We start from the raw sequence: 24,130 nt of genomic DNA, 5'->3' as shown, positions 1-24,130 counted from the left end.
CGCCATGTCCACCGCTCGGCGTGCCCGGTGTCAGCCGCCGCTGTCGGCGGCGGGCTCCACCCGTTCCAGGCCGCGTACCGCCATGTCCACCCCGCGGCGCATGGCGGCGCGCGCGGCGTGCGCGTCGGTGCCTCCGGTGGCGAACGCCATGCGGGCCGCGCCCATGACCGCGCCCACCAGGGCGCCCACGGCCGCGCCCGCACCCACCGCGTCCAGTTCCTCGGGGAAGGCGCGGGCGAGTGCCTGCGCCATCCGCGCCTCGGCCTGGCCCACCGCGCGCATCGCGGCGGCCTGGAGTGCCGGGGTGGACAGCACCAGCTCCATCCGGTCGCCGGTGAGGCCCAGCAGGTCGAACCCGCCGGGGGCCAGGGCGAACGTCTCCTCGGCGATGCACCGGCACACCCCGGCCACGGTGTCGTCGGGCCCGCGCCCCTCGATGACGCGCAGTGCGAGGTTCAGCCGCTCGGCGGTGTCGGCGAACACCAGCTCCTCCTTGCCGGAGAAGTAGCTGAAGAACGTCCGCGGCGCGATCCCGGCCTCGGCGCACACCTGCGCGATGGTCGTCTCGTGGTAGCCGCGCTCGCGGAAGAGCCGCAGCCCGGCCTCGATCAGCGCCCGCCGGGTCAGCTCCTTCTTGCGCCGCCGCCAGCCCCCGCCCTCGGCGGCGCCGCCCGCCGCGCCGTCCGGTTCGCCGGGGGGCGTACCGGCCGGCGCGCCGGTGTCCCGCGTGGTCATGGACGGGAGACTACACGCCCCGCCGCCTAAATGCAGCGATAGCATTTTTGCAGTGATTGCGGTTTTCTGGGCGGGCATCGACGGACACGACGGAGAGGCCGGATCACGATGGGACTGCTGGACGGGCGGATCGCCCTCATCACCGGGGCCGGGCGCGGCATCGGCCGCGAGCACGCGCTGGCGTTCGCCCGCGCCGGCGCCGCGGTCGTGGTCAACGACACCGGCGTCGAGCCCGACGGCACGGGCCGGGACACCGGCGTGGCCGCCTCGGTCGCCGCCGAGATCACCGCGCGGGGCGGGCGCGCCGTCGCCAGCGCCGACAGCGTCGCCGACCCCGCCGGCGCGCGGCGGATCGTCGAGACCGCCGTCTCGGCCTTCGGCGACCTCCACGTCGTCGTCAACAACGCCGCCATCCTGCGCAACGCCCCACTGCTGGACATGTCCGACGACGACTTCTCCGCCGTGCTCGACGTGCACCTGGCCGGCACCTTCCACGTCACGCGCGCCGCCGGGCGCTACTGGCGCGACCGCGCCGCCGCCGGTGCCGCCGAGGACCGCAGCGTCGTCAACACCTCCTCGGGCTCCGGGCTGTTCACCCCCCTGCCCACGCAGGCCAACTACGCCGCCGCCAAGGCCGGGATCGCCGCCCTGACCTCCGTGGCCGCGCTCGAACTGCGCCGCCACGGCGTGCGGGTCAACTGCTACGCCCCCTCGGCGCACCGCACCCGCCTCACCCGCGACGTGCCCGGCATGGACCCCGCGCGCGGCGCCGGCGGCCGCGACCCCTACGACCCCGCCGCCAGCTCCCCGCTGCTGGTCTGGCTGGCCGCCGCCCACTGCCCGCTGACCGGCCAGGTGCTGCGGTTGCGCGACCGCTCCGTCGGCGTGGCCGTCCCCTGGCGCGTGCGGGACGAGGTCGCCCGCGAGGAGCCCTGGACGCCCGAGGCCCTCGGCGCGGAGCTGGCGCGCCTGGACCTGCCCGACCCCGAGGCCGACCTCATGCGGGCCCTGGGCACCCTGGAGGACTCCGAGGCCGCTCGGGCCGCCTTCCGCAGGCGGCTCGACGGCGCGGCGGGCTGAGCCGGGCGGCGCCGATCGCGGCGTGTCCGCGTATTCCGCTCGCCGCCCGGCGCGGTGCGAGCCTAAGATCTGTGCCCATGGCCGAATACAAGGACCGCCTGAAAGCCGACCTCACCGCCGCCATGAAGGCGCGCGACGACGTGCGGACGCGGACCCTGCGCATGGTGCTCACCGCGATCTCCACCGAGGAGGTCGCCGGCGAGTCGGTGCGGGAGCTGACCGACGAGGAGGTCGTGGGGCTCATCACCCGCGAGGCCAAGAAGCGGCGCGAGGCCGCCGAGGCGTTCGACGAGGGCGGGCGCGCCGAGCAGGCCGTCGCCGAGCGGGCCGAGGGCGAGGTGCTGGCCGAGTACCTGCCCGAGCCGCTGAGCGACGACGAGCTGCGCGACCTGGTGGCCGCCGCCATCGCCGAGACCGGCGCCGAGGGCCCCAAGGCCATGGGCCAGGTCATGAAGACCGTCACCCCGCGCGCGGCCGGCCGCGCCGACGGTAAGCGGATCTCCACCGAGGTCCGGCGCCAGCTCACCGGCTGAGGCCGCCCGCCTTCCGAGCGGCCGTGCGCGGTGCCCACGCGCACCCCGGGCGCCGCGCTCGCGCACCCGCACCCCAGCGGGGCGCATCCGCACCCCCACACGACGAAGGGGCGGGCGACCAGGTCGCCCGCCCCTCCTTCACGCCGTGGTCACGACGCGGCCCGCCCGCACGGCCGCACCGGTCCCTCAGTCGCCGTCGACGTCCTCCAGCCGGCCCGGGGCGAACAGCCCGCCGCCGGGAAGGTCGCCGCTGCGCTCCTCGGAGCCGCCGCCGGCGCTGAGGAACACGTTGACGGTCGCGCCCTGCGGCAGCTCCGACCCGGGGTCGGGGTTGACCGCCGCCACCGTGCCCTCGGCCTCGCCGGAGGGCACCCGGGCGGAGGACACGTTGGGCTCGAACCCGGCGTCCTCCAGGGCGGACACCGCCTCGGCCTCCGGCAGCCCCACCACGTCGGGCACGCCGCCCTCGATGTTGGCGGCCTCGTCGGCGTTGGGCCGCGGCGGCGACTGGGAGGTGCCGCCGAACTGCGACGGCGCCGGCGGGAAGCTCTCGGCCGGAAGCTCCTGGGTGGCCCGGCTCATGGTCTCCTGCCAGATGGGTCCGGGGATGGTGGCCCCGAACACCTCGCCGTAGTAGCGGTCGCCGATGGTGACGTTGCGCAGCGGGTAGTTCTGCGGCCCGCGCGGGTCGCCGACGAACACCGTGCCCGCCAGGTTGGGGGTGTAGCCGGCGAACCAGGCGCTCGCCGAGCCGTCGGTGGTGCCGGTCTTGGCGGCGGCCGGGCGGCCGATGTCCAGCCCGGTGGTGGTGCCGCCGTTGAACGTCTGCTGGAGCAGGTAGCTCACGCCCGCCGCGACGTCCTTGTCGATGGCCTGCTCGCAGTCCGGCTTGATCTCGATGGTCTCGCCCGACTGGCGGTCCTCGATGGAGGTGATCGCCTGCGGCTTGCACAGCTTGCCGCCCGAGGCGAACGCCGCGTAGGCGTTGGCCATGGTCAGCGGGGAGACCTCCTCGCTGCCCAGGGTGAAGGAGTTGTTGGCCTGGGTGCGCTCGTTGTCGAAGGACTCGCCGTCGGCCCGGTGGATGCCCAGCCGCTCGGCCATCTTGATGACGTCGCACAACCCGACGTCGGCCTGGAGGTGGGCGAAGTAGGTGTTCACCGACCCCTTCGTGCCGCTGATCATGTTGTGGCTGCTGCCGCCCTTGGTGTCGCCGGCGTTGCTCAGCGTCCAGTCGGCCAGGACCCCGCCGTTGCAGTTGCGCTGCCCGGTGATGGTCGTGGTGTTGCCCGAGCTGTAGGAGGTGCCGAAGCCCATGCCCTGGTCCAGGGCGGCGGCCAGCGTGATCGGCTTGAAGGTGGAGCCCGCCTGGAAGCCGGTGCTGCCGCCGTGGTTCATGTCGGTCGTGAAGTTGATCGACGTCTCGCCGAGGTTGGCCTCGTCGGGACCGTAGTTGCGGCTCTGCGCCATGGCGCGGATCTCGCCCGTGCCGGGCTCGACCAGCACCTCGGCGGCCACCTTGCGGGACTCGTTGCGGCGCGGCACCCACTTGTCGACCGCGTCCTGGGCGGCCTCCTGCATGTCGGAGTCGACGGTGGTGTGGATGCGCAGGCCGGCGGTGCGCAGCCAGCGGGCGCGCTCGGTCTCGTTCTCGCCGTAGCGCTCGTTCTGCTCGATCTCCTGGACCACGTAGTCGCAGAAGAACGGCATTTTGCTGGGCATGCAGCCGTTGCTGGGGTTGCTGACGTCGAGGTCCAGTTCGGTGGCCTTGGCCTCGTCGGCCTCGGCCTGGGTGATGTAGCCGGTCTCGACCATGCGGTCCAGCACCACGTTGCGGCGCGCGGTGGCGTCCTCAGGGTTGAGGCGCGGGTTGTACAGGTAGGGGTAGCGCACGGTCCCGGCCAGGGTGGCGGCCTGGGCGAGGTTGAGTTCGTCGGCGTTGACCCCGAAGAAGTGCTTGGCGGCGGACTCCGCGCCGTAGGCGCCGTCGCCGAAGTAGGCGATGTTGAGGTAGCCCTCCAGGATCTCGTCCTTGGTCATGCGCTGTTCGAGGGCGACGGCGTAGCGGAGTTCGCGGATCTTGCGCCCGAGCGTGGTCTCGCGCGCCTCCTCCTGCTCCGCCTGGGTGTCGGCGCTCTCGACCAGGACGTTCTTGACGTACTGCTGGGTGAGCGACGACCCGCCCTCGACGTCGCCGCTGAGCGTGCGGATCGCGGCGCGGAACGTGCCGCCGATGTCGATGCCGCCGTGCTCGTAGAAGTGGGAGTCCTCCATGGCGATGATCGCCTCGCGCATGACCGGGGCCATGTCGTCGAGCTTCACCAGCTCCCGGTTCTGGTCGTAGATCTCGGCGATGACCTCGCCATCGCGGTCGAGGATGACCGACCGCTGCGGGGGAGGCGGGGTCTCCAGTTCGCTGGGCATGTTCAGAAAGCCGGTGGCGACGTTGCGGGCGGTGATGCCGAGCCCGCCGATGGCCGGCAGTGCCAGCGCCGCCACGAGCACGCCGGCGACGATTCCGACGCCTAGGAGTTGACCGATTTTTTGCAGCATTGTCCCCTGACCCACCCCCTCAGATTACGTGTGAACCGCGATGAGTGGTGTCGTGAGCGCCGGGTGTTTTCGGGGAGGGGAGGACGCCGTGGACACCTGCGGCACCAAGCCGCATTCCATTGTGGATGCACCGCGGAGCGGACTGGACCGGCAAGGGCTTTCAGTCGGACCGAAATGGCCGACCGAGGGCGGCCCGCCGGGTGCGATGACCCACCCGGACTAGATCTGAAATGGGCCGGATGGGGCTGTTGGCCGAGCGTTGCGGACCGTATCTTCGTCCCCAGCGATCGCGGGGGTATGCGGCACCCGCGTGACGTCGCTCTCCGCAACCGCCCGGTCGCTCTCGGCGGTGGGCGGGCGGCGCGCCGCCGAGCCGCACCTTCCGCAGCGCCCGGGTCGGCGACCGCGCCCGCCGACCCACCGGCCGCATCGGGTCAATGGGGAATTGGGGAGTGGGATTCATGTGGACGCCGGGCTGGGCCGCGCGCGGCCTGTGCCGAAAGACCGATCCTGACGCGCTTTTCGTCCAGGGCGCAGCGCAGAACCGGGCGAAGCTCATCTGCCGGGGGTGCCCCGTGCGCACGGAGTGCCTGGCAGACGCCCTCGACAACCGCATCGAGTTCGGCGTGTGGGGGGGAATGACCGAGCGCGAGCGCCGCGCGCTGCTGCGCCGCCGCCCCGACGTCGCCTCGTGGGCGGAGCTGCTGTCCAACGCCCGCGCCGAGTACGAGCGGCGCGAGGACACCGCCGACCTCCTCTCGCGCTGAGGTCCGGCCCGGCCCGGCGGTGGACCCTCGCACCGCCGACCCGCGCGTCGGGGACCGCGCCCACCGCGCGTCCGGCCGGGCCGAAATCCGTTGGGTACCGCCGTGCGGCGCGACGTCCGCAGCCGCACGGCGGTGCGGTCCCGCTTTCCGGGGAAAGGCGCGGTAAACACCCCGGAAAGAACACCGGCGGCGCGCCCGCCGCCGCACCCGCGCTAGCGCTCCGCGCCGCCCGCCAGCGCGCGGCCGATTTCGGCCAGTCCCGCCAGATCGTGCACGTCCTCCGGACGGGCCCAAACCTCCACCGCCGGCACCTCGGGGTGGGCCGCCGCCAGGCGGTCCATCAGCAGCCGCTCGCGGGCCGCCACCCGCGCCCGCTCGGCGTGCAGCCGCAGCGCGGCACCGGCCAGCGGGTGCTCCCCGGTGGCCGCCAGCTCCGCCGCGGCGGCCAGCGCCGCGTCGCCGGCCAGCCCCGGCACGCCCGCGCGGTGCACCCGGTTGAGCATCACCCCGGCCAGCGGCATGCGGTCCCGCCGCAGCCGCTCGATGAAGTACGCCGCCTCGCGCAGCGCGTCGCCCTCGGGCGCCGCCACCACCACGAACCCGGTGCCGCGCGCCTGGAGCAGCCGGTAGGTGCGCTCGGCGCGCTCCTGGAACCCGCCGAACACCGCGTCGAAGGCCCCCACGAACCGCTGCACGTCGGAGAGCACCTGAGCGCCCACCACCTTGGCGATGATTCCGGTGACCATGCTCACCCCGGCGCCCAGCAGCTTGAACGCGCCCGTGGCGGGCGGCGCGCCCAGCACCCGGATCAGCCGGCTGTCCAGGAACCGCCCCAGCCGCTTGGGCGCGTCCAGGAAGTCCAGCGCCGACCTGCTGGGCGGGGTGTCCACGATGATGAGGTCCCAGTCGCCGGACTGCCGCAACTGCCCGAGCTTCTCCATGGCCATGTACTCCTGCGTGCCGGAGAAGCTGGAGGACAGCGACTGGTAGAACGGGTTGGCCAGGATCTGCCGCGCGCGTTCGGGGTCGGCGTGCGCCTCGACGATCTCGTCGAAGGTGCGCTTCATGTCCAGCATCATCGCGTGCAGCGTGCCGGGCGGCGCCGCGCCGTCCGCCTCCGGCAGCGGCACCGGGCGCGGGGTGTTGTCCAGGTGGGTCAGGCCCATCGACTGCGCCAGCCGGCGCGCGGGGTCGACGGTGATGACCACGGCGCCGCGCCCGTGCTCGGCGGCGCGCACCCCCAGCGCGGCGGCGGTGGTGGTCTTACCCACCCCGCCCGAGCCGCAGCAGACGATGATGCGGGTGTCGCGGTCGGCCAGCAGCGCGTCCACGTCGAAGACGGGCGCGCCGCCCGGTGCCGCGCCCGGCGCTGCGGCGCCCGCGGCCTCCTCGGCGCTCACCGGCCCACCCCCTGCTCGGCCAGGCGCGCGCCCAGCGCGCCCACGTCGGCCGCGCGCACGCCGTCGGGCAGCAGCGGCAGCTCCAGCCGGGGCAGGTCCACCTCGTCCAGTCGGGCGCGGATGCGCTGCTCCACCGCCACCCGGACCGCGTGGTCGCGGACCTCCTCGGCCAGGCCGCGTGCGGTGGCCTCGGGGTCGGCCAGCCCGGCGGCCTTGAGGCCGCGCACCAGCGCGTCGAGGTCGAGCCCGCCGGCGGCGGCCTCGGCCAGCACCGGGGCCTCCAGCAGCGGCGGGCGCACCATGTTGACCAGGATCGAGCCGACGTTGAGCCCGGCGGCGCGGACCTCGGCGATCCCGTCGAGGGTCTCCTGGGCCGGCATCTCCTCCAGCACGGTCACGAAGTGCACCTGGGTCTGGGGGGAGCGGATGACCGCCATCACCTTGTCGGCGTGGTTGCGTATCGGGCCCACGCGCGCCAGCCCGGCGACCTCGGCGTTGACGTTGAGGAACTGGGCGACGCGGCCGGTGGGCGGCGCGTCCATCACCACGGAGTCGTAGGCGTAGGGGCGGTCGGCGGGTTCGCGCCCGCCGCGCCGCGCCGCGCCCTCGCGGCGGCGCACCGCCTCGGTGGCTTTGCCGGTCAGCAGGACGTCGCGCATTCCGGGCGCGATGGTGGTGGCGAAGTCGACGGCCCCGAACTTGGTGAGCACCTGCCCGGCGCGGCGCATGCCGTAGAACATCTCCAGGTACTCCAGCAGCGCGGCCTCGGCGTCGGCCGCCAGCGCGAACACCCGGCCGCCGCCGGGGGCATCGGCCACGGGGCGCTCGGCGTAGGGCAGCGGCGGGATGCCGAAGAGCTGGGCGATCCCCTGGCGGCCCTCGACCTCCACGAGCAGCACCCGCCGCCCGCCGGCGGCCAGCGCGACGGCGAGGGCGGCGGCGGCCGTGGTCTTGCCGGTCCCGCCCTTGCCGGTGACGACGTGGAGCCGCACGGGGGCCCCGCCGCGATCGCGTGCACTCACTCCTCGGAGTCTATGTAACGGCCGCCGGGCCGGTGATCGGGCACGGCGCCCGGCCGCGGCCCCGGCGCGGACCCGCCGCGCACGCCCGGTCGGCGCAACGCCCCGGGCGAGCGCCGGTGTTGACGGTGGCGGTCAGTAAAGTGACCGCTATGACGAAGTGGGAGTACGCGACCGTGCCGTTGCTGTCGCACGCGACGAAGCAGATTCTGGACAACTGGGGCGAGGACGGCTGGGAGCTGGTGTCGGTCATTCCCGGCCCCTCGGTCGACGGCGACCCCCGCAACCAGCAGATGGTCGCCTACATGAAGCGGGAGAAGGCGTGATGGCCACCCCCGAGGACCGCATCGCCGAACTCGGGCTGACCCTGCCCGAGGTCGTGGCGCCGGTGGCGGCCTACCGCCCCACCGTGCGCACCGGCGACCACGTCTACGTCTCGGGGCAGGTGCCCATGGTCGAGGGCAGCCCGGCCGGCACCGGCAAGGTCGGCGCCGAGGTCACCCCCGAGCGCGCCAAGGAGCTGGCGGCGGTGTGCGCGCTCAACGCCGTGGCCGCGCTCAAGGCCGAACTCGGTGAGCTGTCGCGGGTGCGGCGCGTGGTCAAGGTGGTCGGGTTCGTCGCCAGCGACCCCTCCTTCACCGGCCAGCCGCAGGTGGTCAACGGCGCCAGCGAACTGCTCGGCGAGATCTTCGGCGAGGCGGGTACACACGCACGCAGTGCCGTCGGCGTCGCCGTGCTCCCGCTGGACGTGCCGGTCGAAGTGGAGATGATCGTCGAGGCCGACTGACCCCGGCCGCGGCGGCGCTCGTTCACCAGACCCCCGGGGAGGGCGCTCATGACCAACACCGACTCCGCCGGCGGTGTGCCGGTCCGCCCGGCCGCCACTGTGATGCTGCTGCGCGAGCGCCCCGGCCTGGAGGTGTACCTGCTGCGGCGGGTGCGCTCCATGCCGTTCGCCCCGGGGGCCTACGTGTTCCCCGGCGGCGGGGTCGACGACCGCGACACCGACCGCGGCGTCCGCTGGGCCGGCCCCTCGCCCGCGGAGTGGGCTGAGGTCCTGGGCACCGCCGAACCCCTCGCGCGGGCGCTGGTGTGCGCGGCGGTCCGCGAGACCTTCGAGGAGTCCGGCGTGCTGCTGGCCGGCCCCGCGGAGTCCGGCCCGGTCGCCGACACCCGCGGCCCCGACTGGGAGGCCGACCGCGCCGCCCTGGTCGACCGCTCGCTGGCCTTCAGCGCGTTCCTGGAGCGCCGGGGGCTGGTGCTGCGCACCGACCTGCTGCGCGCGTGGTCGCGCTGGATCACCCCCGAGGGCGAGCCCCGCCGCTACGACACCCGCTTCTTCGCCGCCGCGCTGCCCGACGGCCAGCTCACCCGCGACGTCGGCGGCGAGGCCGACCGCGTGCTCTGGCTCGACCCGGCCGAGGCGGTGGCCGCCTGGCGGCGCCGCGAGATGGCCATGCTGCCGCCCACCGCCTTCTCCTGCGCCTCGCTGGCCGAGTGCGGGTCGCTGGCCGCCGTCATGGCGGCCCGGCGCGACCTCAGCCCCGTCCGGCCCGAGCTGCGCGAGGTCGACGGCCGCGTCCGCATCGTCGTCCCCGGCGCGCCCCCCGACGCGCCGTGACACCCCTTCCCGTCCCGCTGCCAACCCCCCGCCGGCGCCGATCGGCGAGAGAGACCGAGGTGCGATGAGGATCGACGGTTCTGGAACACTGCGCGCCAACTGCGTCCTGTGCCCCAACCCCGGCCCCATGACGCTCGACGGCACCAACACCTGGGTGCTGCGGGAGCCGGGGGCGCGCGGGGTGGTCGTGGTCGACCCCGGACCCCACGACGAACGCCACCTCGAACGCGTCGCCCGCACCGTGCAGGAGCAGGGCGCGCAGGTGGCGGTGGCGCTGCTGAGCCACCACCACGGCGACCACAGCGACGGCGCGCGCTACTTCACCGAGCTGACCGGGGCGCCGGTGCGCGCGGTCGACCCCGCGCTGCGCATCGAGGGCGATGGGCTGACCGACGGCGAGGTGGTCGAGGTCGACGGCCTGGAGCTGCGGGTGCTGGCCACCCCCGGGCACACCGCCGACTCCCTGTGCTTCCACCTGCCCGCCGACGACGTCGTGCTGACCGGCGACACCGTGCTGGGCACCGGCACCACCGTCATCGCCGACGAGGACGGCCTGTCGGCCTACATGGAGTCGCTGTACCGGCTGCGCGACCTGGTGGTGACCGCCGACGTGCGGGCGCTGCTGCCGGGACACGGCCCGATCTGCACCGAGCCGCTGGCCAAGCTGACCGAGTACATCGACCACCGCGAGGCGCGGCTGGCGCAGGTCACCGACGCCGTGAACGCGGGCGCCGCCACCCCCGAGGCGATCGTGGCGCGGGTCTACGCCGAAATCGACGACTCGGTGCGCCCGGCCGCCGCGGCGTCGGTGCGGGCGCAGTTGCGCTACCTGGCCAAGCGCGGCGACATCCCCGCCGAGCTGGGCCAGGACTGAGGCCGCCGCCCGGCGGCCGGCGGGGCGCCGGGCGCGGGCGGCCACCACCGGGGGCCGACACGACAAAGCCCGGCGCGCGGCCGGGCCCGGTCGTCTCGGCGCCGCGTGCGCCCCGCAGGGGTCAGCGGGCGCGGCGGCGCATGCGCTCGACGTCGAGCAGCACCACGGCCTTGGCCTCGATCCGCAGCCAGCCGCGCAGCGCGAACTCCGCCAGCGCCTTGTTCACGGTCTCGCGGGAGGCGCCGACCAGTTGGGCCAGCTCCTCCTGGGTGAGGTCGTGGTGCACGTGCAGGCCGTCCTCGCCCTCCTTGCCGAAGCGCTCGGCGAGGTCGAGGAGCTGCCCGGCCACGCGCCCGGGGACGTCGGTGAACACCAGGTCGCTCATGACGTCGTTGGTGCGCCGCAGCCGGCTGGCGAGCGCCTTCAGCAGTTGCAGGGAGACCTGCGGCTGCTGGGCGAGGAAGGGGCGCAGGTCGTCGTGGCCCAGCCCGGCGAGCACGGCGTCGGTGACGGCGACGGCGCTGGCGGTGCGCGGGCGGGGGTCGAACAGCGACAGCTCGCCGAACATCTCGCCCGGGCCCAGCACGCTCAGCAGGTTCTCGCGGCCGTCGACGGCGGCGCGGGTCAGCTTCATCTTCCCGCTGAGGATGACGTAGAGGCGGTCGCCCTCGTCGCCCTCGGAGAAGAGGGTCTGGCCGCGGCCCAGCCGGACCTCACTGACCGAGGCGCGCAGCGCAGCGGCGCCCTCCTCGTCCAGCGCCTCGAAGAGAGGGGCCTTGCGCAGCACCTCGTTGGTCTCGTCCACCACTTCCTCCTTGCACGCCTGCCCGCCAACAGTGTGACGTATATCGCACCCCGATGGGAAACGAAGCTGTTATCTCGGCTTGTCGTCGGGGTGACAAGCCGACCGCCACGGTCGGCGTCAGTACGTCGATCCTAGTTCCTTTGGCACAGGGGACCGTGTGCGGCCCGCCGATGTGTGGATATTGCCGACATCGACCGGGGGAGCCGCGGCCGCCGGACCGGCCGTTCCGGATCGATGCGCGGCGGCGGGTACGTAGTCTGTGGGGCGTGCCCGGTGATCCTGCCCAGTCAACCCCCACGCCCGCCGCGCGGCCGGCCCGGCGGCCGGCCCCGAGTCCGGTGCGGCGCGCCCGGCCCTCCGACGCCTCCGCCACTCCCACGGGTGAGTCGCGCCTCGCACTGGTGAGACGCGCCCGACGGATAAACCGGGAATTGGCCCGGTTGTATCCCGACGCCCACTGTGAGCTTGATTTCACCAACCCGCTGGAGCTGCTGGTCGCGACCATCCTGTCGGCCCAGTGCACCGACAAGCGCGTCAACATGGTCACCCCCGAGCTGTTCGCGCGCTACACCGCCGCGGCCGACTACGCCGCCGCCGACCGCGAGGAGCTGGAGGGGCTGATCCGCTCCACCGGGTTCTACCGCTCCAAGGCCAACAGCATCATCGGGCTGGGGCAGCGGCTGTGCGAGGAGCACGGCGGCGAGGTCCCCGGCGACCTCGACGCGCTGGTGCGGCTGCCCGGAGTGGGCCGCAAGACCGCCAACGTCGTGCTGGGCAACGCCTTCGGAGTGCCCGGGATCACCGTCGACACCCACTTCGGGCGCCTGGTGCGCCGCTTCGGGTGGACCGCCCACACCGACCCCGTCAAGGTCGAGCACGAGATCGGCGACCTGTTCCCGCCCAAGGACTGGACCCTGCTGTCGCACCGGCTGATCTGGCACGGCCGGCGGATCTGCCACGCGCGCCGCCCCGCCTGCGGCGCCTGCGCGCTGGCCCGCTGGTGCCCCGCGTTCGGCGAGGGGCCCACCGACGAGGAGACCGCCGCCGCGCTCGTCCGGAATGGGCCGTTCTCCTAGGCGGTTCGCTTGTTCGGAGGGCACCATGGCCGGGGAGGGACGGGGAGCACATGACCGATGGACACAGGGGTGAGGCCGGCGGCGCGCCCGGGGGGCGGCCGGGCGGACCGCGCATCACCACGCCCGAGTGGCTGGCGTCGCTGGCGCGGGCGGGCGGCCGCATGGCCGTGCCCGCCGCGATGCGCCCGCCCGAGACCGGCGGGCGCCGCTCGGCGGTGCTCATCCTCTTCGGCGAGGGCGAGCACGGCCCCGACGTGCTGCTGATCCAGCGCAACGACAACCTGCGCCGCCACGCCGGACAGCCGGCGTTCCCCGGCGGGTCCTTCGAGCCCGGCGACGAGAGCGCCGAGGCGTGCGCGGTGCGCGAGGCCGTCGAGGAGACCGGGGTCGACCCCGCCGGCATCGAACTGCTGGGCCGGCTGCCCGAGCTGTACATCCGCCACAGCGGGTTCCGCGTGGTTCCCGTCCTGGCGTGGTGGCGCGAGCCCTCCGCCGTCCACCCGGCCGACACCCACGAGGTCGCCGAGGTGGTGCGGGTGCCCGTCGCCGAACTCGCCGACCCCGCCAACCGGGTCCAGGTGCGCCACCCCAATGGCGGCCTCGGCCCGGCGTTCCAGGTGCGCGGCCTGCTCGTGTGGGGGTTCACCGCCGCGATCCTGCACCAGTTGCTCGTCCTGGGCGGGTGGGAGCGCCCGTGGCTGGACGGCGCCGCCGTCGAGCCGCTGCCGCTGCCCGGCGCGGGCGGCGCGCGGCGGCCCGGGGCGCGGGCGCCGGGCGGCCCGGGGAGCTGATGCGGACGTGAGGTGGTGATGGACGGCATCGTGCTGGACGCGGCGCTCGTCGTCCTGGTCGTGCTGTTCGCGGTGTCGGGGTACCGGCAGGGCTTCATCGTCGGCGTCATGAGCTTCGCCGGGTTCCTGGGCGGGGGGATCGCCGCCGCGCTCGGCGCGCCGCCCCTCATCCAGCGGCTCGTCACCGACCCCAGCCGCCAGGCCCTCCTGGCGGTCGCCGTGGTGTTCCTGTGCGCGGCCATGGGCCAGTTCTGCGCCTCCTACCTGGGCGCGGTGGTGCGCAACCGCGTCACCGGCGACTCCGCGCGGGTCCTGGACGCCATGGGCGGCGCGCTCGTCAGCGGCGCCTCGGTGCTGCTGGTGGCGTGGCTGGTGGGCAGCGCGGTGGCCAACTCCGCCATCCCCGTGCTCAACACCCAGGTGCAGGACTCCCGGGTGCTGAACGCGGTGGACCGCGCCATGCCCGAGGTCGCCCAGACCTGGTTCTCCACGTTCCGCCGCATCGTCGACCAGAGCGCGTTCCCGCAGGTCTTCAGCGGACTGGGCTCGGGCGAGCCGGCCGAGGTGCGCCCGCCCGACCCCTCGGTGCTCAACACCGCCGGGCTGCGCGAGGCCAGCCAGAGTGTGGTGAAGGTGCTGGGCACCGCGCCCTCCTGCCAGCGGCGCGTCGAGGGCACCGGGTTCGTCTACGAGAACGGCCGGGTCATGACCAACGCCCACGTCGTCGCCGGCGTCACCCAGGACCTGCGCGTGGTGACCCGCTCGGGCCAGCAGGTGCCGGCCGAGGTGGTGCTCTACGACCCTCAGCAGGACATCGCCGTGCTGGAGGTGGAGGGGCTCGACCTCGACCCGCTGGAGTTCGAGACGGAGGCCGACAAGGGCGACAGCGCGGTGGTGGCGGGCTTCCCCCGCAACAACGGGTTCACGGCGGTGCCGGCGCGCATCCGCGCCGAGCAGACCGCGCAGGGGCCCGACTTCTACCACTCCCAGCAGGTCAGCCGGGAGATCTACCAGATCCGCGCCCAGGTGCGGCCGGGCAACTCCGGCGGGCCGCTGATCTCACCGCAGGGCACGGTCTACGGCGTGGTGTTCGCCGCCGCCACCAACGAGGACGAGACCGGCTACGTGCTCACCGCGCACGAGGTCGCCGAGAACGCCCGCCGGGGGGCCGAGGCCACCGAGCCGGTGTCCACCCAGGAGTGCGACTAGCGGGTCGCGACCGGGGCGCGGCCGTCGTCGGAGCGCAGGGCGCCGCAACGCCGCGGCGGCCGGGCCGGGGCGGCGGGTGCCGCGCCCGGCCCGACCGCCGAGGAGAAGAGGTGATCCGCGCCCGCGCGGGCGGGCGCGGATCACCCGACGAGTTCGGAGTCCGCCTCCGGGTCCGTGCGCTCCAGAGGCCAGCTCATCCGGACGACGGTGCCGTCCTCGTGGGGCTCGATGCTGACCTCGTCGGCCAGGCCGAGGATGACCGCGAGCCCGACGTCGGGCGACAGCCCCGAGATCCCGCCGGGCGGGGTGGGTTCGTCGCCAAGCCGGACGTCGCCGTGGACGACCGGGTCGCCGAGGTCGGGCGCGGGCTCCTTGGCCGGGGCGCGGTCGAGGACCACGACCTCGAACCGGTGGCCGCGGTGGCCGTTGTGCGGTGCGCGCGTGGGACCCGCCGGAGCCGCGGCGGCGCCGCGCGGCCCCCCGCCGTCGATCAGGTCGAGCTGGATCGGCTGGCTGGGGCAGTGCAGGCGGTGCGCCTCGACCGCGCGGGAGCACGCCTCGCCGACGGCGAGGCGGATCTCGTCGAGGGCGGATTCCGCGATGCCCGCCCGCCGCGCCACGGCCGTGGCCATGAGGCGGGCGGTCCGGACGTGGGCGGGCAGCGCGCTGATCGTGAGCTGGACGAGTGCCATGGTTTCGCTCGGACGAAACTACTTCGACTTGCGTTTGTCGATGGCGTCCTGCACCGATTCGTAGATGCCGAAGACCTTGGTCAGCCCGGTGATCCGGAAGATCTTCAGGATGCGCTCCTGGGTGCAGACCAGGTCGAGGGTGCCGTCGTGCGCGCGCACCCGCTTCAGGCCGCCCACCAGCACGCCGAGGCCCGTGGAGTCGAGGAACTCGACCTTCTCCATGTTCACGACCAGGTGGAAGTTGCCCTTGTTGACCAGGTCGATCAGGAGCTCACGCAGCCGGGGCGCGGTATAGACGTCGATCTCACCCTCGACGACGACGATCTCGGTGTCGTCCTGTGTGTGGTGATCAAGCTTCAAGTCCACTAGTCCTCCAGCGCCGAACCGCGAATGGCCGCGGGTGATCTCTGCCGGGCGTTACCCCACAGTGCGGCATTCAACCACGCTCGGCCTTCGTCTCTGCCTGTTATGCACAACAAAACCACGACAGCGCGGGTCTCTTCCCCCGGATGCCACACTGAAACAGGGGTCGATCGGTGCCATCCCATGAGCTGCCTGTCGAGGAGGGGTGTCGGGGTGTATGGAGCTGAGCCCCGTGCACAGGGGGGCGAGTCCCACTGGGAGTCCACACTCCGACGCTTGTGGCGTGACCATACCCGGAACTCCCAGGTGACACATGTTGAGCACCTGCCGGGTGGCGGCGGAGTAAGTGAAGACTGGCCAGTATGGACACCGCCCTCCGTACGGGAGCGGCTGGCTGAGCAGGGGATCACGGCACCGTGGTCCCACCAGGTCGCCGCCGCGGACCTCGCGCGCTCCGGTAGCAATGTGATCATAGCCACGGGCACCGCCTCGGGGAAATCGCTGGCATACCTGCTGCCCTGCGCCGAAGCCGTCGACCAGGGCGGCACGGTGCTGTACCTGTCGCCGGCCAAGGCCCTGGCCGCCGACCAGTTGCGGTCGCTTACCGGACTCCGCCTGCCTGGCCTGCGCGCCGCCACCTACGACGGCGACACCCCGCAGGCCGAACGCGCCTGGGTGCGGGCCAACGCCAACTACGTGCTCACCAACCCCGACATGCTGCACCACGGCATGCTGGGGCGGCACGCGGCGTGGTCGGGCTTCCTGCGCCGGCTGCGCTACGTCGTGGTGGACGAGGCGCACCGCTACCGCGGCGTGTTCGGCTCCCACGTCGCCCAGATCCTGCGCCGGCTGCGCCGGGTGTGCGCCCGCTACCGGCGCGACCCCGTGTTCGTCCTGGCCTCGGCCACCACCGGCACCCCCGCCGAAAGCGCGTCCCGGCTGATCGGCGCGCCCGTCGCGGCCGTCACCGACGACGCCTCGCCCCGGCCCGCGCTCAGCTTCGCGCTGGTCGAACCCGAGCTGACCGACGACACCGGCGAACACGGCGCCCCGGTGCGCCGCACGGCCACCGCCGAGGCCGCGGCGGTACTGGCCGACCTCGTCGGCGAGGGCGTGCGCACCCTGGCGTTCGTCCGCTCCCGCCAGACCTCCGAGGTCGTCGCCCTGACGGCCCAGCGCATCCTGCGCGAACGCGAGTCCCGCGCCCGCTCGGCGCCGCCGCCGGACGACCCCTGGCTCCTGCCGGAGCCGGGGGCGGCACCGGCCGCAGGACAGGCGCGGGCGGCGGCCGGCGAGGAGGACGCGGGTGTGGACACCCCGGACCCGGCCGCCGGGGACACGTCCGCCGACCCCGCCGGCGCCCCGGGTGCCGGGGCGGCCGGGCGCCGGCGCCACCTGGCCGAACGCGTGGCCGCCTACCGCGCCGGCTACCTCGCCGCCGACCGGCGCGGCCTGGAGGAGTCCCTGCGCACCGGCGACCTGCTGGGGCTGGCCACCACCAACGCGCTCGAACTCGGGGTCGACATCACCGGGCTGGACGCCGTGCTGATCACCGGCTGGCCGGGCACGCTCGCCTCGCTGTGGCAGCAGGCCGGCCGGGCCGGGCGCACCGGGGGCGACGCGCTGGCGGTCTTCATCGCCCGCGACGACCCCCTCGACACCTACCTGGCGCACCACCCCGAGGCCGTGTTCGGCCGCCCGGTCGAGGCCGCCGTCATCGACCCCGGCAACCCCTACGTGCTGGGACCGCACCTGTGCGCGGCGGCGGCCGAGATCCCCCTCACCGAGGACGACCTCCCGCTGTTCGGGCCGGGCGCCGAACGCGTGCTGGCCGACCTGGTCGACCGCGGCCTGCTGCGGCGGCGCCCGCGCGGCTGGTTCTGGACCCGCCGCGACCGCCCGACCGCCCTGGCCGACCTCCGCGGCGCGGGCGGCCCGCCCGTGCAGATCGTGGAGTCGGCCAGCGGGCAACTGCTGGGCACCGTCGACGAGGCCGCCGCCCACGGCACCGTCCACGAGGGCGCCGTCTACCTGCACCAGGGGCTGACCTACGTCGTCGAGGAGCTGGACCTGGACGGCGGCGTGGCACTGGTGCGCGGCGCGGCGCCCGACTACAGCACCTGGGCGCGCGACACCACCGAGATCGAGGTGCTGGCCACCGAGCGCCACGAGGCGTGGGGGCCCGACGCCGCCGTGCACTTCGGCGAGGTCGAGGTCACCCGGCAGGTGGTGTCCTACCTCAAGCGCGACGTCCGCACCGGGGCCGTGCTGGGCGAGCAGGCGCTGGACCTCCCCGAGCGGCGGCTGAACTCCCGCGCGGTGTGGTGGACCCTGTCGCCGGAGGCGACCGACCGCCTGCGCAAGGCCGACGTCGAGGTGCGCGGCGCGGCCCACGCCGCCGAGCACGCGGCCATCGGCCTGCTGCCGCTGTTCGCCACCTGCGACCGCTGGGACATCGGCGGCGTCTCCACGGCGCTGCACGCCGACACCGGCTGCCTCACGGTGTTCGTCTACGACGGCCACGAGGGCGGCGCGGGCTTCGCCGAACGCGGCTACGCGGCGGCCCGCGCCTGGCTCACCGCCACCCGCCAGGCCATCGCCGACTGCGAGTGCGCCGACGGCTGCCCCTCCTGCATCCAGTCCCCCAAGTGCGGCAGCGGCAACGACCCCCTGAGCAAGGCGGGCGCCCTGCGGCTGATCGACGCCCTGCTGGCGGGCGAGGTGTAGGGGGCCGGCACAGGACGGCCACGGCCGGGCGCGGGTCCACCCCCAGCGGCGAAAACCGGTGGAGCCCAGAACGCGGCGCGGCGGATAATCGGCGGGTATGACGATGCGGAACTGGCCCTTTTCCGACCTCGTGCTGCGCACTCCCCGGCTGGAACTGCGGCTGCCCGACCTCGCCGAACTCGACGCGCTGGGCGATCTCGCCGCCGAAGGCGTCCACGACCCCGCCTTCATGCCGTTCGCCGTCCCCTGGACCGACGCCCCGCCCGCCGAGCGGGCGCGCGCGGTGGTGCAGTACCACTGGAAGACGCTGAGCGAGCTGCGCGCCGACGACTGGCGGCTGCCCTTCGCCGTGTTCACCGACGACGGCCCCGTGGGCGTCCAGGAACTCGCCGCCACCGACTTCGCCGTCGCCCGCACGGTCCACACGGGTTCGTGGCTGGGCCTGCGCCACCAGGGGCGGGGCATCGGCACCGAGATGCGGCGGGCCGTGCTGCACCTGGCGTTCGAGGAGCTGGGCGCCCTGGCCGCGCTGTCGGCCGTGATGGGCGGCAACACGCGCTCGCTGGGGGTCTCGCGTCGGCTGGGCTACCGCGACAACGGGATCACCTGGATCTCCCTGCGCGGTCAGCGGTGCGCCGATATCCGGCTGCTGCTGGAGCGCGCCGACTGGCGCGCCGACCCCGCCCACCCGGTCGAGGTCACCGGCCTTGAGCGCTGCCGCCCCCTTTTGGGCTGCGAAACGCCTACCCCTCCCTGATGGCGAATTCCCGCCGGTGTCTGTACGGTGCCAGGATCCACCGCGCCGGAAGGGAGCGACGTGAGCGGCGATCAGGAAGACGGTCTGCGCTCGGAGGTCGCCACGGGCATGCGTCGGGCACTGGACAGCGTGTCCGCCGAGGACCTGGCCCGCGACCCCCAGGGGGCACTGCGGATGGCGTCGATGGCCGCGCGGCTGGCCTACGAGATGCTGCGCCACGAGCACCTGAGGACGGCGGCCGACCACGTCCGGGTGCGCTGGGGAGTGGGCGACGTCGAGAAGCGGGGCGTCGACGGCGCCGAGGTGTGCCGCCGTACGCACCTCCTCAGCGAGCGGTTGGCACAGGCGCACACACCGGCCGAGGTCGCCGTCGCGGCCGTCCGCTTCGCCCGCGCGCTGCTGCCGGACGATCCCGAGGTCGTCCGGGCCGAGGAGACCGCCTCGGCGCTCCTGCGCTTCGCGACCGCGCTGCCGCGGGCGGAGGACCCGCTGAAGGCGGCCGCCGCCGACGCGGGCGCCCTGGCGGTGCTGCACCCGGGAAGCGCCGACCTGGAATGGGCGCAACGGTTCATCCGCGAGGTGGCCGACACCGAGGCCGCGCGCGTGCGGGGGCTGTACACCCTGCCCACGCGCGACTCCCTCCCCGCCGACCCCGCCGCCCGGGAGTACGAGGTGAACCGGCTGCTGGCGCGGCGGCTGCGCCGGGAGTCGGAGTTCCGCCGGGACGTCCGGGCGGCCCTGCGGGACCTGGTCGCGGCCCGGCGCGGCCGAGGCACCGCGAGCGCCGAGGGGGCCGAGGCCGCGTCCGCCCGCCTGTCGCGCCTCCTCCACCGAGCGGCCGACGCCGCCGCGCCCGGCCACCGGCAACTGCACGCCCCCTCCCTGGGCCCGGGGAACCTCACCCGCGCCGCCAACACGCCGCGCGCGGCGCGCCACACCCTGCCCCTGCCCCGCCGCCGCCACGGCCGGGGGCCGACCTAGACCGGCACGGCGCCTGCGGCGAGACAGTGGCGGGAGCGGGGGCTGCGGGCCGCGTCAGTCGCGGCGGACCAGGGCGCGGACGCTGACGGCGAACCCGGCCGCGCACCAGGCCACCAGCACGGCGAGGTGCGTCCAGGCCGCGCCGTGGGAGTCCGCCAGCAGCCCCGCGCGCAGCAGGTCGCCGGCGGGCCGGAACGGCAGCACGTCGTGGACGGCCTGGAACCATCCGGGCAGCCGGCTCTCCGGGAAGGTGACCGGCGAGAACAGCATCACGAAGAACACCAGCACCTGCGCGGTGAGCTGGGCCGGCAGCGGCGGCAGGAGCACGGCGACGGCGTAGCCCACGACGGTGGCCATCACCGTGGTCAGCACCGCGGCGGCCACCAGCAGCGGCCAGTCGAAGGAGTACTCCAGGCCGTAGCGCAGCCGCGCCACGGCCAGGGCGACGGGGATCCCGGGCAGGGCGACGACCAGCCACACCGTCAGGTCGGCCAGCAGGAGCAGCGGGCGCGGCACCGGCAGCGCGCGCTGGTAGGCGAACGTGCCGCCGGCGCGCGACTGCGCCACGCCCTGGGGGACCAGGACGAGGCCGACGACCATCAGCAGCACCGTGGGCGCGCCCGTGGACAGGAACCGGGCGGCGCCGGTGTCGACGCCGGGGATGAGCAGCCCGAACCCGATGATGATCCCGGCGGCGAGCAGCGCCTGGACGATGACGACCAGCGGCAGCGCCGCGCCGATCTGGGCCGCCGTCCAGCGCAGCAGGGTGGCGTAGGCGGTCCACAGGCCGGTGCGCGGCGGGACCGCGCGCGGTGGGCGGGCCGCCGGGGCGGCGGTGGCGGTCGGTTCAGGCATCGGCGGTCTCCTTCGGGGCGGTGGCGGCGAGGTAGGCGTCCTCGAGGGTGGTGGGGGCCAGCGCGTAGCCCTCGATGCGCCGTTCGGCGCGCAGCGCGGTGGCCCAGGCGACGGCGGCCTCGGCGTCGGCCGCGCCGAGGGTCAGCAGCACCCGCCGACCGGACCGCACGCGGCGGGCGATGGGACCGGCGCCTGGGCGGGGGGAGCGGAGGGGTCGGCGCCGCCGGGGCTCAGCGACAACTCCAGCCGCAGGCCGCCGTCGCCGGTGCCGTCGCCTGGGCCGTCGCCCACCCCGGTGCCGCGCAGGCGGCCGGGCGACCCGGCGGCGACGACCCGGCCCCGGTCGAGCACCACCAGTTCGTCCACCACGCGCTCGGCCTCCACGACGTTGTGGGTGACCAGCAGCACCCCCGCACCGGCGTCGCCCAGCCGGCGCACCGCGTCCCACAGGCGGCGCCGCCGGGCCGCGTCGACGTCGTTGGTCGGCTCGTCGAGGACGACGAGCGGCACCGGCGCCACGGCGGCCATGGCGAACGCGGTCAGACGGCGCACACCGCCCGACAGGCCGCCGCCGGGGGTGGCCCGCCGGTCCAGCCACTCGCCGATGTCCAGTTCGTCGGCCAGGGCGCGCGCGGCGGCCCGCGCGTCGGCCCGGGACATGCCGCGCAGCCGGCCGGCGATCTCGATGGCGGCGCGGGGGGTCAGGCCGTCCAGCGGCGCCTGGGCCTGGGCCTGGAGCGCGACGCGGCGGCGCGCGCCGGCCGGGTCCGCGACCGCGTCGGCGCCGGCCACGCGGATCGACCCCGCGTCGGGGCGCAGCAGCCCCACGATCTGGGAGACCAGCGTGGTCTTGCCCGCGCCGTTGTGGCCCAGCAGGCCGACCACGTCGCCCGCCCGCACGCGCAGGCTGACCTGGTCGTTCGCGACGACCGGGCCGAACCGCCTCGTGAGGTTCTCGACTTCGAGCACGGCATCGTCCATGGCGACCCTTCCGAATGGGGATTCCACCGGTATTGAGATACCGACGGTATGACAATCCGATAGGTATCGCGATACCGCCGGTACGTCAACTAGGATGCGCTGCATGGACCACCTCCACGCCACCCCCGCGCCCCGGGTACGGCGCACCCGCGCCGAGCAGAAGCGGGAGACCCGCGACGCGCTGACCGTGGCGGCGCTGGTGGCGTTCACCCGCGACGGCTACCACGGCGCGAGCCTGGAGCAGATCGCCACCGAGGCCGGGTTCTCCAAGGGCGCGGTCTACTCCAACTTCGGCGGCAAGGCCGAACTGTTCCTGGCGGTGATGGACCACACCCTGACGACCCTGCGCGGCGCCGACTGGGATCCGCTCGCAGGTCAGGAGGGCGAGGGCGGCGGCGCCGAGGGGGCGGATCCCGACCCCGGGCGCGGCGAGGACGACGCCGAGGAGATGATGCGCGGGTTCGGGCTCGCCACGCTGGAGTTCGTCGCGAGCGCCGCCCGCGACGACACCCTGCGCCGCGCGCTCGCCGAACGGGTGCGGGTGCTGCTCGACGCCTACGGGCGCGTCGCGGCCCGGAGCCGCCCGGCCGACGACGACCTCCCGGTCGAGGACGTCGCACGCCTCATGGCGGCGCTCGACCAAGGCGTGTCGGTGCTCGTCCTCAGCGGAGTCGCCGAGGTCGACGGCGCCCTGCTGCGCACCGGCCTGCGCCGCCTCCTGTCCCCGTCGGCCACCGCCGAACCTCCGCCCCCCAAGCGCGGGCCCCACACGCCCCCGCTACCGGACACCGAACGCGTGCACCGCCTCCTCCCCACCCCCATCGACCCCTGATCCCGTACCGCCGGGCACCTCCAGCCACCGGATCAGGACGCGCGGGTCACCGAGCCGACCGGTTCCGGAGGATGCCGTGGGCACGTGGGAACGGCCGCCCGCGACCGGCGGGCGCTGTCGCCGGGTTGCCCGCGTCTCGTCGGGCCGCGTGCTGCGGTGTCTCCCGGATTACCGGAAAGGTCGCGGGGGCGGCCTCATCGGGAGGTGCGCTCTGCCCGGAACGCTGACGAAGGCGGAACGGGCGTGCGGGGCGGGTCGGCCCCGGTTATCCACAGCCGGTGGATTCGACTTTCCCGGTGGTGGTGCGGACGGCCACGGTGGAGTGAGAGTCCACCACGCCAGGGAGGCCCGCATGGACGTTTCCGCGCCCGCGCGTCCGCTGTTCGTCACCGACCACCCCGAACTCCTCGACGACCTCCTGCGGCTGGCCGCCGCAGCGGGGGTCGAGGCCACCGTCGCCCACCACCCCGCGCACGCCGCCGGGGAGTGGGCGCGGGCGCCGGCCGTGGTGGTCGGCGCCGACCTGCTGCGCGCCGCCTGCGAACTCGGCCTGCGCCCGCGCCCCCACGTGGTGGTCGCCGCGCTCGGCGGCGCCGACACCGCCGTGTGGGAGGCCGCCCTGCGGCTGGGCGCCGAATCCGTCCTGCGCCTGCCCGAGGACGAACCCCGCCTCTCCGGCGTGCTCGCCGACTCCGCGCACACCCGCCCCGGTCGCGGCCGCGTCGTCTCCGTCGTCGGCGGGCGCGGCGGAGCCGGGGCCAGCGTTCTCGCCATCGCGCTCGCCCTGGCCGGTCGGCGGGCGCACCTCGACTCCGCGCTGATCGACACCGACCCGCTCGGCTGCGGCCTCGACCTCCTCCTCGGCGCCGAACACGCCGAGGGCGCCCGCTGGGGCGACCTCGTCAAGCGCGAGGGGCGGCTGAACTGGTCGGCCCTGCGCGCCGCGCTGCCCCGCGTCCACGGGCTCACCCTCCTCACCTGGGAGCGCGGACCCGCCGCACCCGTGCCCCCGGCGGCCGTGCGGGCGGTCGTCGCCTGCGCCGCCCGAGGCGCCGACCTCGTGGTCGCCGACCTCCCGCGCGGCCTGGGCGCCGCCGCCGAGGACGTCCTGCGCCGCACCACCCTCGCCCTGCTCGTCGTCACCGCCGACCTGCCCGGGGTCATCGCCGCCAACCGGCTGGTGCCGCGCCTGCGCGCCACCACCGCCAACACCCGGGTCCTCATCGGCGGCGGCGCCTCCGACCTCTCCGCCGCCGACATCACCGACGCGCTCACCCTGCCGCTCGCCGGGCGCGTCCCGCCCGACCGCGACCTCGCCCGCGCCCTGCGCCTCGGCCTGCCCCCGGGCGAGCGCCGCTCCTCGCCCCTGGCCGCCTTCGCCGACCGCGTCGTCGCCGACCTCCTGCACGGCACCACGGCACAGGCCCCGGCGTCGGCCCCGGCATCCCGACCTCTCACCCAGGAGACGCAGTGACCACC

The 24,130-nt window shown here is 74.9% G+C and carries 25 protein-coding genes; 15 read left to right on the top strand and 10 right to left on the bottom strand.

The annotated features are described in order from the left end of the window. Window positions 1-30: 30 nt before the first annotated feature. Complete coding sequence (locus LG943_RS19615) at window positions 31-735, bottom strand: TetR/AcrR family transcriptional regulator (RefSeq protein WP_270073775.1); 705 nt, start codon at window positions 733-735, stop codon at window positions 31-33. A gap of 108 nt (window positions 736-843) precedes the next feature. Here LG943_RS19615 and LG943_RS19610 point away from each other — a divergent pair, with 108 nt between their 5' ends. Next, window positions 844-1,815, top strand: coding sequence for an SDR family NAD(P)-dependent oxidoreductase (locus tag LG943_RS19610; protein ID WP_270073774.1), 972 nt, complete (start codon window positions 844-846; stop codon window positions 1,813-1,815). Between the two features lie 77 nt (window positions 1,816-1,892). After that, window positions 1,893-2,348 (top strand): GatB/YqeY domain-containing protein, encoded by a 456-nt coding sequence (locus LG943_RS19605; RefSeq protein ID WP_270073773.1) that lies wholly within the window; start codon window positions 1,893-1,895, stop codon window positions 2,346-2,348. Between the two features lie 186 nt (window positions 2,349-2,534). Here the strand turns inward: LG943_RS19605 and LG943_RS19600 are convergent, their stop codons facing one another. After that, window positions 2,535-4,901, bottom strand: a complete 2,367-nt coding sequence (locus tag LG943_RS19600; RefSeq protein ID WP_270073812.1) for a penicillin-binding protein — start codon at window positions 4,899-4,901, stop codon at window positions 2,535-2,537. Window positions 4,902-5,362: 461 nt separating this feature from the next. On the opposite strand from LG943_RS19600, the gene LG943_RS19595 reads away from it, so the two are divergent. Further along, complete coding sequence (locus LG943_RS19595; protein ID WP_270073772.1) at window positions 5,363-5,668, top strand: WhiB family transcriptional regulator; 306 nt, start codon at window positions 5,363-5,365, stop codon at window positions 5,666-5,668. Between the two features lie 212 nt (window positions 5,669-5,880). Here the strand turns inward: LG943_RS19595 and LG943_RS19590 are convergent, their stop codons facing one another. Beyond that, entirely contained in the window at window positions 5,881-7,068 is a 1,188-nt protein-coding gene (locus LG943_RS19590) for an ArsA family ATPase (protein WP_408648618.1), read from the bottom strand. Then, window positions 7,065-8,090 (bottom strand): ArsA-related P-loop ATPase, encoded by a 1,026-nt coding sequence (locus tag LG943_RS19585; RefSeq protein WP_270073771.1) that lies wholly within the window; start codon window positions 8,088-8,090, stop codon window positions 7,065-7,067. The genes LG943_RS19590 and LG943_RS19585 overlap by 4 nt, the downstream gene beginning before the upstream one ends. A gap of 149 nt (window positions 8,091-8,239) precedes the next feature. Between LG943_RS19585 and LG943_RS19580 the strand changes: the two genes are divergently transcribed. The 4 genes from LG943_RS19580 (at window position 8,240) to LG943_RS19565 (ending at window position 10,582) form a co-directional block, all read left to right on the top strand. Further along, entirely contained in the window at window positions 8,240-8,413 is a 174-nt protein-coding gene (locus LG943_RS19580) for a DUF4177 domain-containing protein (RefSeq protein ID WP_270073770.1), read from the top strand. After that, the gene (locus LG943_RS19575) at window positions 8,413-8,874 is read left to right on the top strand and encodes a RidA family protein (RefSeq protein ID WP_270073769.1); all 462 of its coding nucleotides are present in this window, start codon (window positions 8,413-8,415) and stop codon (window positions 8,872-8,874) included. The genes LG943_RS19580 and LG943_RS19575 overlap by 1 nt, the downstream gene beginning before the upstream one ends. A gap of 48 nt (window positions 8,875-8,922) precedes the next feature. After that, window positions 8,923-9,708 (top strand): NUDIX hydrolase, encoded by a 786-nt coding sequence (locus LG943_RS19570; RefSeq protein ID WP_270073768.1) that lies wholly within the window; start codon window positions 8,923-8,925, stop codon window positions 9,706-9,708. Between the two features lie 64 nt (window positions 9,709-9,772). Continuing rightward, the gene (locus tag LG943_RS19565; protein WP_270073767.1) at window positions 9,773-10,582 is read left to right on the top strand and encodes an MBL fold metallo-hydrolase; all 810 of its coding nucleotides are present in this window, start codon (window positions 9,773-9,775) and stop codon (window positions 10,580-10,582) included. Window positions 10,583-10,703: 121 nt separating this feature from the next. On the opposite strand, the gene LG943_RS19560 is transcribed toward LG943_RS19565, so the two are convergent. Then, window positions 10,704-11,387 carry a Crp/Fnr family transcriptional regulator gene (locus tag LG943_RS19560; RefSeq protein WP_179768180.1) on the bottom strand — a complete coding sequence of 228 codons (684 nt, stop codon included), beginning with the start codon at window positions 11,385-11,387 and terminating at the stop codon, window positions 10,704-10,706. Window positions 11,388-11,725: 338 nt separating this feature from the next. Here LG943_RS19560 and nth point away from each other — a divergent pair, with 338 nt between their 5' ends. From nth to LG943_RS19545, 3 genes are all read left to right on the top strand, one after another. After that, a complete protein-coding gene (nth, locus tag LG943_RS19555) occupies window positions 11,726-12,463 on the top strand; it encodes an endonuclease III (RefSeq protein ID WP_270073810.1) in 738 nt (245 codons plus the stop codon). 161 nt (window positions 12,464-12,624) lie between these two features. Then, entirely contained in the window at window positions 12,625-13,254 is a 630-nt protein-coding gene (locus LG943_RS19550) for an NUDIX hydrolase (RefSeq protein ID WP_270073809.1), read from the top strand. Between the two features lie 30 nt (window positions 13,255-13,284). After that, window positions 13,285-14,463, top strand: a complete 1,179-nt coding sequence (locus tag LG943_RS19545) for a MarP family serine protease (RefSeq protein ID WP_270073808.1) — start codon at window positions 13,285-13,287, stop codon at window positions 14,461-14,463. Window positions 14,464-14,603: 140 nt separating this feature from the next. On the opposite strand, the gene LG943_RS19540 is transcribed toward LG943_RS19545, so the two are convergent. Both LG943_RS19540 and LG943_RS19535 read right to left on the bottom strand, forming a co-directional pair. After that, window positions 14,604-15,155 (bottom strand): ATP-binding protein, encoded by a 552-nt coding sequence (locus LG943_RS19540; protein WP_270073766.1) that lies wholly within the window; start codon window positions 15,153-15,155, stop codon window positions 14,604-14,606. Between the two features lie 18 nt (window positions 15,156-15,173). Continuing rightward, complete coding sequence (locus LG943_RS19535; protein WP_179768176.1) at window positions 15,174-15,521, bottom strand: STAS domain-containing protein; 348 nt, start codon at window positions 15,519-15,521, stop codon at window positions 15,174-15,176. Between the two features lie 303 nt (window positions 15,522-15,824). On the opposite strand from LG943_RS19535, the gene LG943_RS19530 reads away from it, so the two are divergent. From LG943_RS19530 to LG943_RS19520, 3 genes are all read left to right on the top strand, one after another. After that, window positions 15,825-18,245, top strand: a complete 2,421-nt coding sequence (locus tag LG943_RS19530) for a DEAD/DEAH box helicase (protein ID WP_270073765.1) — start codon at window positions 15,825-15,827, stop codon at window positions 18,243-18,245. A gap of 97 nt (window positions 18,246-18,342) precedes the next feature. Next, window positions 18,343-19,002, top strand: a complete 660-nt coding sequence (locus LG943_RS19525; protein ID WP_270073764.1) for a GNAT family N-acetyltransferase — start codon at window positions 18,343-18,345, stop codon at window positions 19,000-19,002. 60 nt (window positions 19,003-19,062) lie between these two features. Further along, window positions 19,063-19,983 carry a hypothetical protein gene (locus LG943_RS19520; RefSeq protein ID WP_270073763.1) on the top strand — a complete coding sequence of 307 codons (921 nt, stop codon included), beginning with the start codon at window positions 19,063-19,065 and terminating at the stop codon, window positions 19,981-19,983. Window positions 19,984-20,037: 54 nt separating this feature from the next. Here the strand turns inward: LG943_RS19520 and LG943_RS19515 are convergent, their stop codons facing one another. From LG943_RS19515 to LG943_RS19505, 3 genes are read right to left on the bottom strand one after another with little or no spacing between them, the layout of a single operon-like run. Next, a complete protein-coding gene (locus LG943_RS19515; protein ID WP_270073762.1) occupies window positions 20,038-20,838 on the bottom strand; it encodes an ABC transporter permease in 801 nt (266 codons plus the stop codon). Next, window positions 20,831-20,989, bottom strand: coding sequence for a hypothetical protein (locus LG943_RS19510; protein WP_270073761.1), 159 nt, complete (start codon window positions 20,987-20,989; stop codon window positions 20,831-20,833). The genes LG943_RS19515 and LG943_RS19510 overlap by 8 nt, the downstream gene beginning before the upstream one ends. Further along, window positions 20,980-21,819, bottom strand: coding sequence for an ABC transporter ATP-binding protein (locus LG943_RS19505; RefSeq protein ID WP_270073760.1), 840 nt, complete (start codon window positions 21,817-21,819; stop codon window positions 20,980-20,982). The genes LG943_RS19510 and LG943_RS19505 overlap by 10 nt, the downstream gene beginning before the upstream one ends. A gap of 103 nt (window positions 21,820-21,922) precedes the next feature. On the opposite strand from LG943_RS19505, the gene LG943_RS19500 reads away from it, so the two are divergent. Continuing rightward, window positions 21,923-22,651 carry a TetR/AcrR family transcriptional regulator gene (locus LG943_RS19500; protein ID WP_270073759.1) on the top strand — a complete coding sequence of 243 codons (729 nt, stop codon included), beginning with the start codon at window positions 21,923-21,925 and terminating at the stop codon, window positions 22,649-22,651. Between the two features lie 352 nt (window positions 22,652-23,003). Beyond that, complete coding sequence (gene ssd, locus LG943_RS19495) at window positions 23,004-24,125, top strand: septum site-determining protein Ssd (RefSeq protein ID WP_270073758.1); 1,122 nt, start codon at window positions 23,004-23,006, stop codon at window positions 24,123-24,125. The last annotated feature ends 5 nt before the right edge of the window (window positions 24,126-24,130 follow it).

The sequence above is a fragment of the Streptomonospora mangrovi genome (assembly GCF_027604915.1).
In the GTDB taxonomy this organism is placed as follows: Bacteria; Actinomycetota; Actinomycetes; order Streptosporangiales; family Streptosporangiaceae; genus Streptomonospora; species Streptomonospora mangrovi.
The sequence above is the reverse complement of the archived record's forward strand: the minus strand, read 5'-3'. Positions and strand labels throughout refer to the sequence as shown.

Excerpts from the sequence above, each read along its gene's own strand:
- LG943_RS19500 (WP_270073759.1), top strand. The coding sequence starts at position 21,923 with ATGGACCACCTCCACGCCACCCCCGCGCCCCGGGTACGGCGCACCCGC.
- LG943_RS19575 (WP_270073769.1), top strand. The coding sequence starts at position 8,413 with ATGGCCACCCCCGAGGACCGCATCGCCGAACTCGGGCTGACCCTGCCC.
- LG943_RS19515 (WP_270073762.1), bottom strand. The coding sequence starts at position 20,838 with ATGCCTGAACCGACCGCCACCGCCGCCCCGGCGGCCCGCCCACCGCGC.
- LG943_RS19600 (WP_270073812.1), bottom strand. The coding sequence starts at position 4,901 with ATGCTGCAAAAAATCGGTCAACTCCTAGGCGTCGGAATCGTCGCCGGC.
- LG943_RS19505 (WP_270073760.1), bottom strand. The coding sequence starts at position 21,819 with ATGGACGATGCCGTGCTCGAAGTCGAGAACCTCACGAGGCGGTTCGGC.
- LG943_RS19570 (WP_270073768.1), top strand. The coding sequence starts at position 8,923 with ATGACCAACACCGACTCCGCCGGCGGTGTGCCGGTCCGCCCGGCCGCC.
- LG943_RS19540 (WP_270073766.1), bottom strand. The coding sequence starts at position 15,155 with ATGGCACTCGTCCAGCTCACGATCAGCGCGCTGCCCGCCCACGTCCGG.
- LG943_RS19565 (WP_270073767.1), top strand. The coding sequence starts at position 9,773 with ATGAGGATCGACGGTTCTGGAACACTGCGCGCCAACTGCGTCCTGTGC.
- LG943_RS19605 (WP_270073773.1), top strand. The coding sequence starts at position 1,893 with ATGGCCGAATACAAGGACCGCCTGAAAGCCGACCTCACCGCCGCCATG.
- LG943_RS19595 (WP_270073772.1), top strand. The coding sequence starts at position 5,363 with ATGTGGACGCCGGGCTGGGCCGCGCGCGGCCTGTGCCGAAAGACCGAT.
- LG943_RS19610 (WP_270073774.1), top strand. The coding sequence starts at position 844 with ATGGGACTGCTGGACGGGCGGATCGCCCTCATCACCGGGGCCGGGCGC.
- LG943_RS19550 (WP_270073809.1), top strand. The coding sequence starts at position 12,625 with ATGGCCGTGCCCGCCGCGATGCGCCCGCCCGAGACCGGCGGGCGCCGC.
- LG943_RS19580 (WP_270073770.1), top strand. The coding sequence starts at position 8,240 with ATGACGAAGTGGGAGTACGCGACCGTGCCGTTGCTGTCGCACGCGACG.
- LG943_RS19525 (WP_270073764.1), top strand. The coding sequence starts at position 18,343 with ATGACGATGCGGAACTGGCCCTTTTCCGACCTCGTGCTGCGCACTCCC.
- LG943_RS19615 (WP_270073775.1), bottom strand. The coding sequence starts at position 735 with ATGACCACGCGGGACACCGGCGCGCCGGCCGGTACGCCCCCCGGCGAA.
- ssd (WP_270073758.1), top strand. The coding sequence starts at position 23,004 with ATGGACGTTTCCGCGCCCGCGCGTCCGCTGTTCGTCACCGACCACCCC.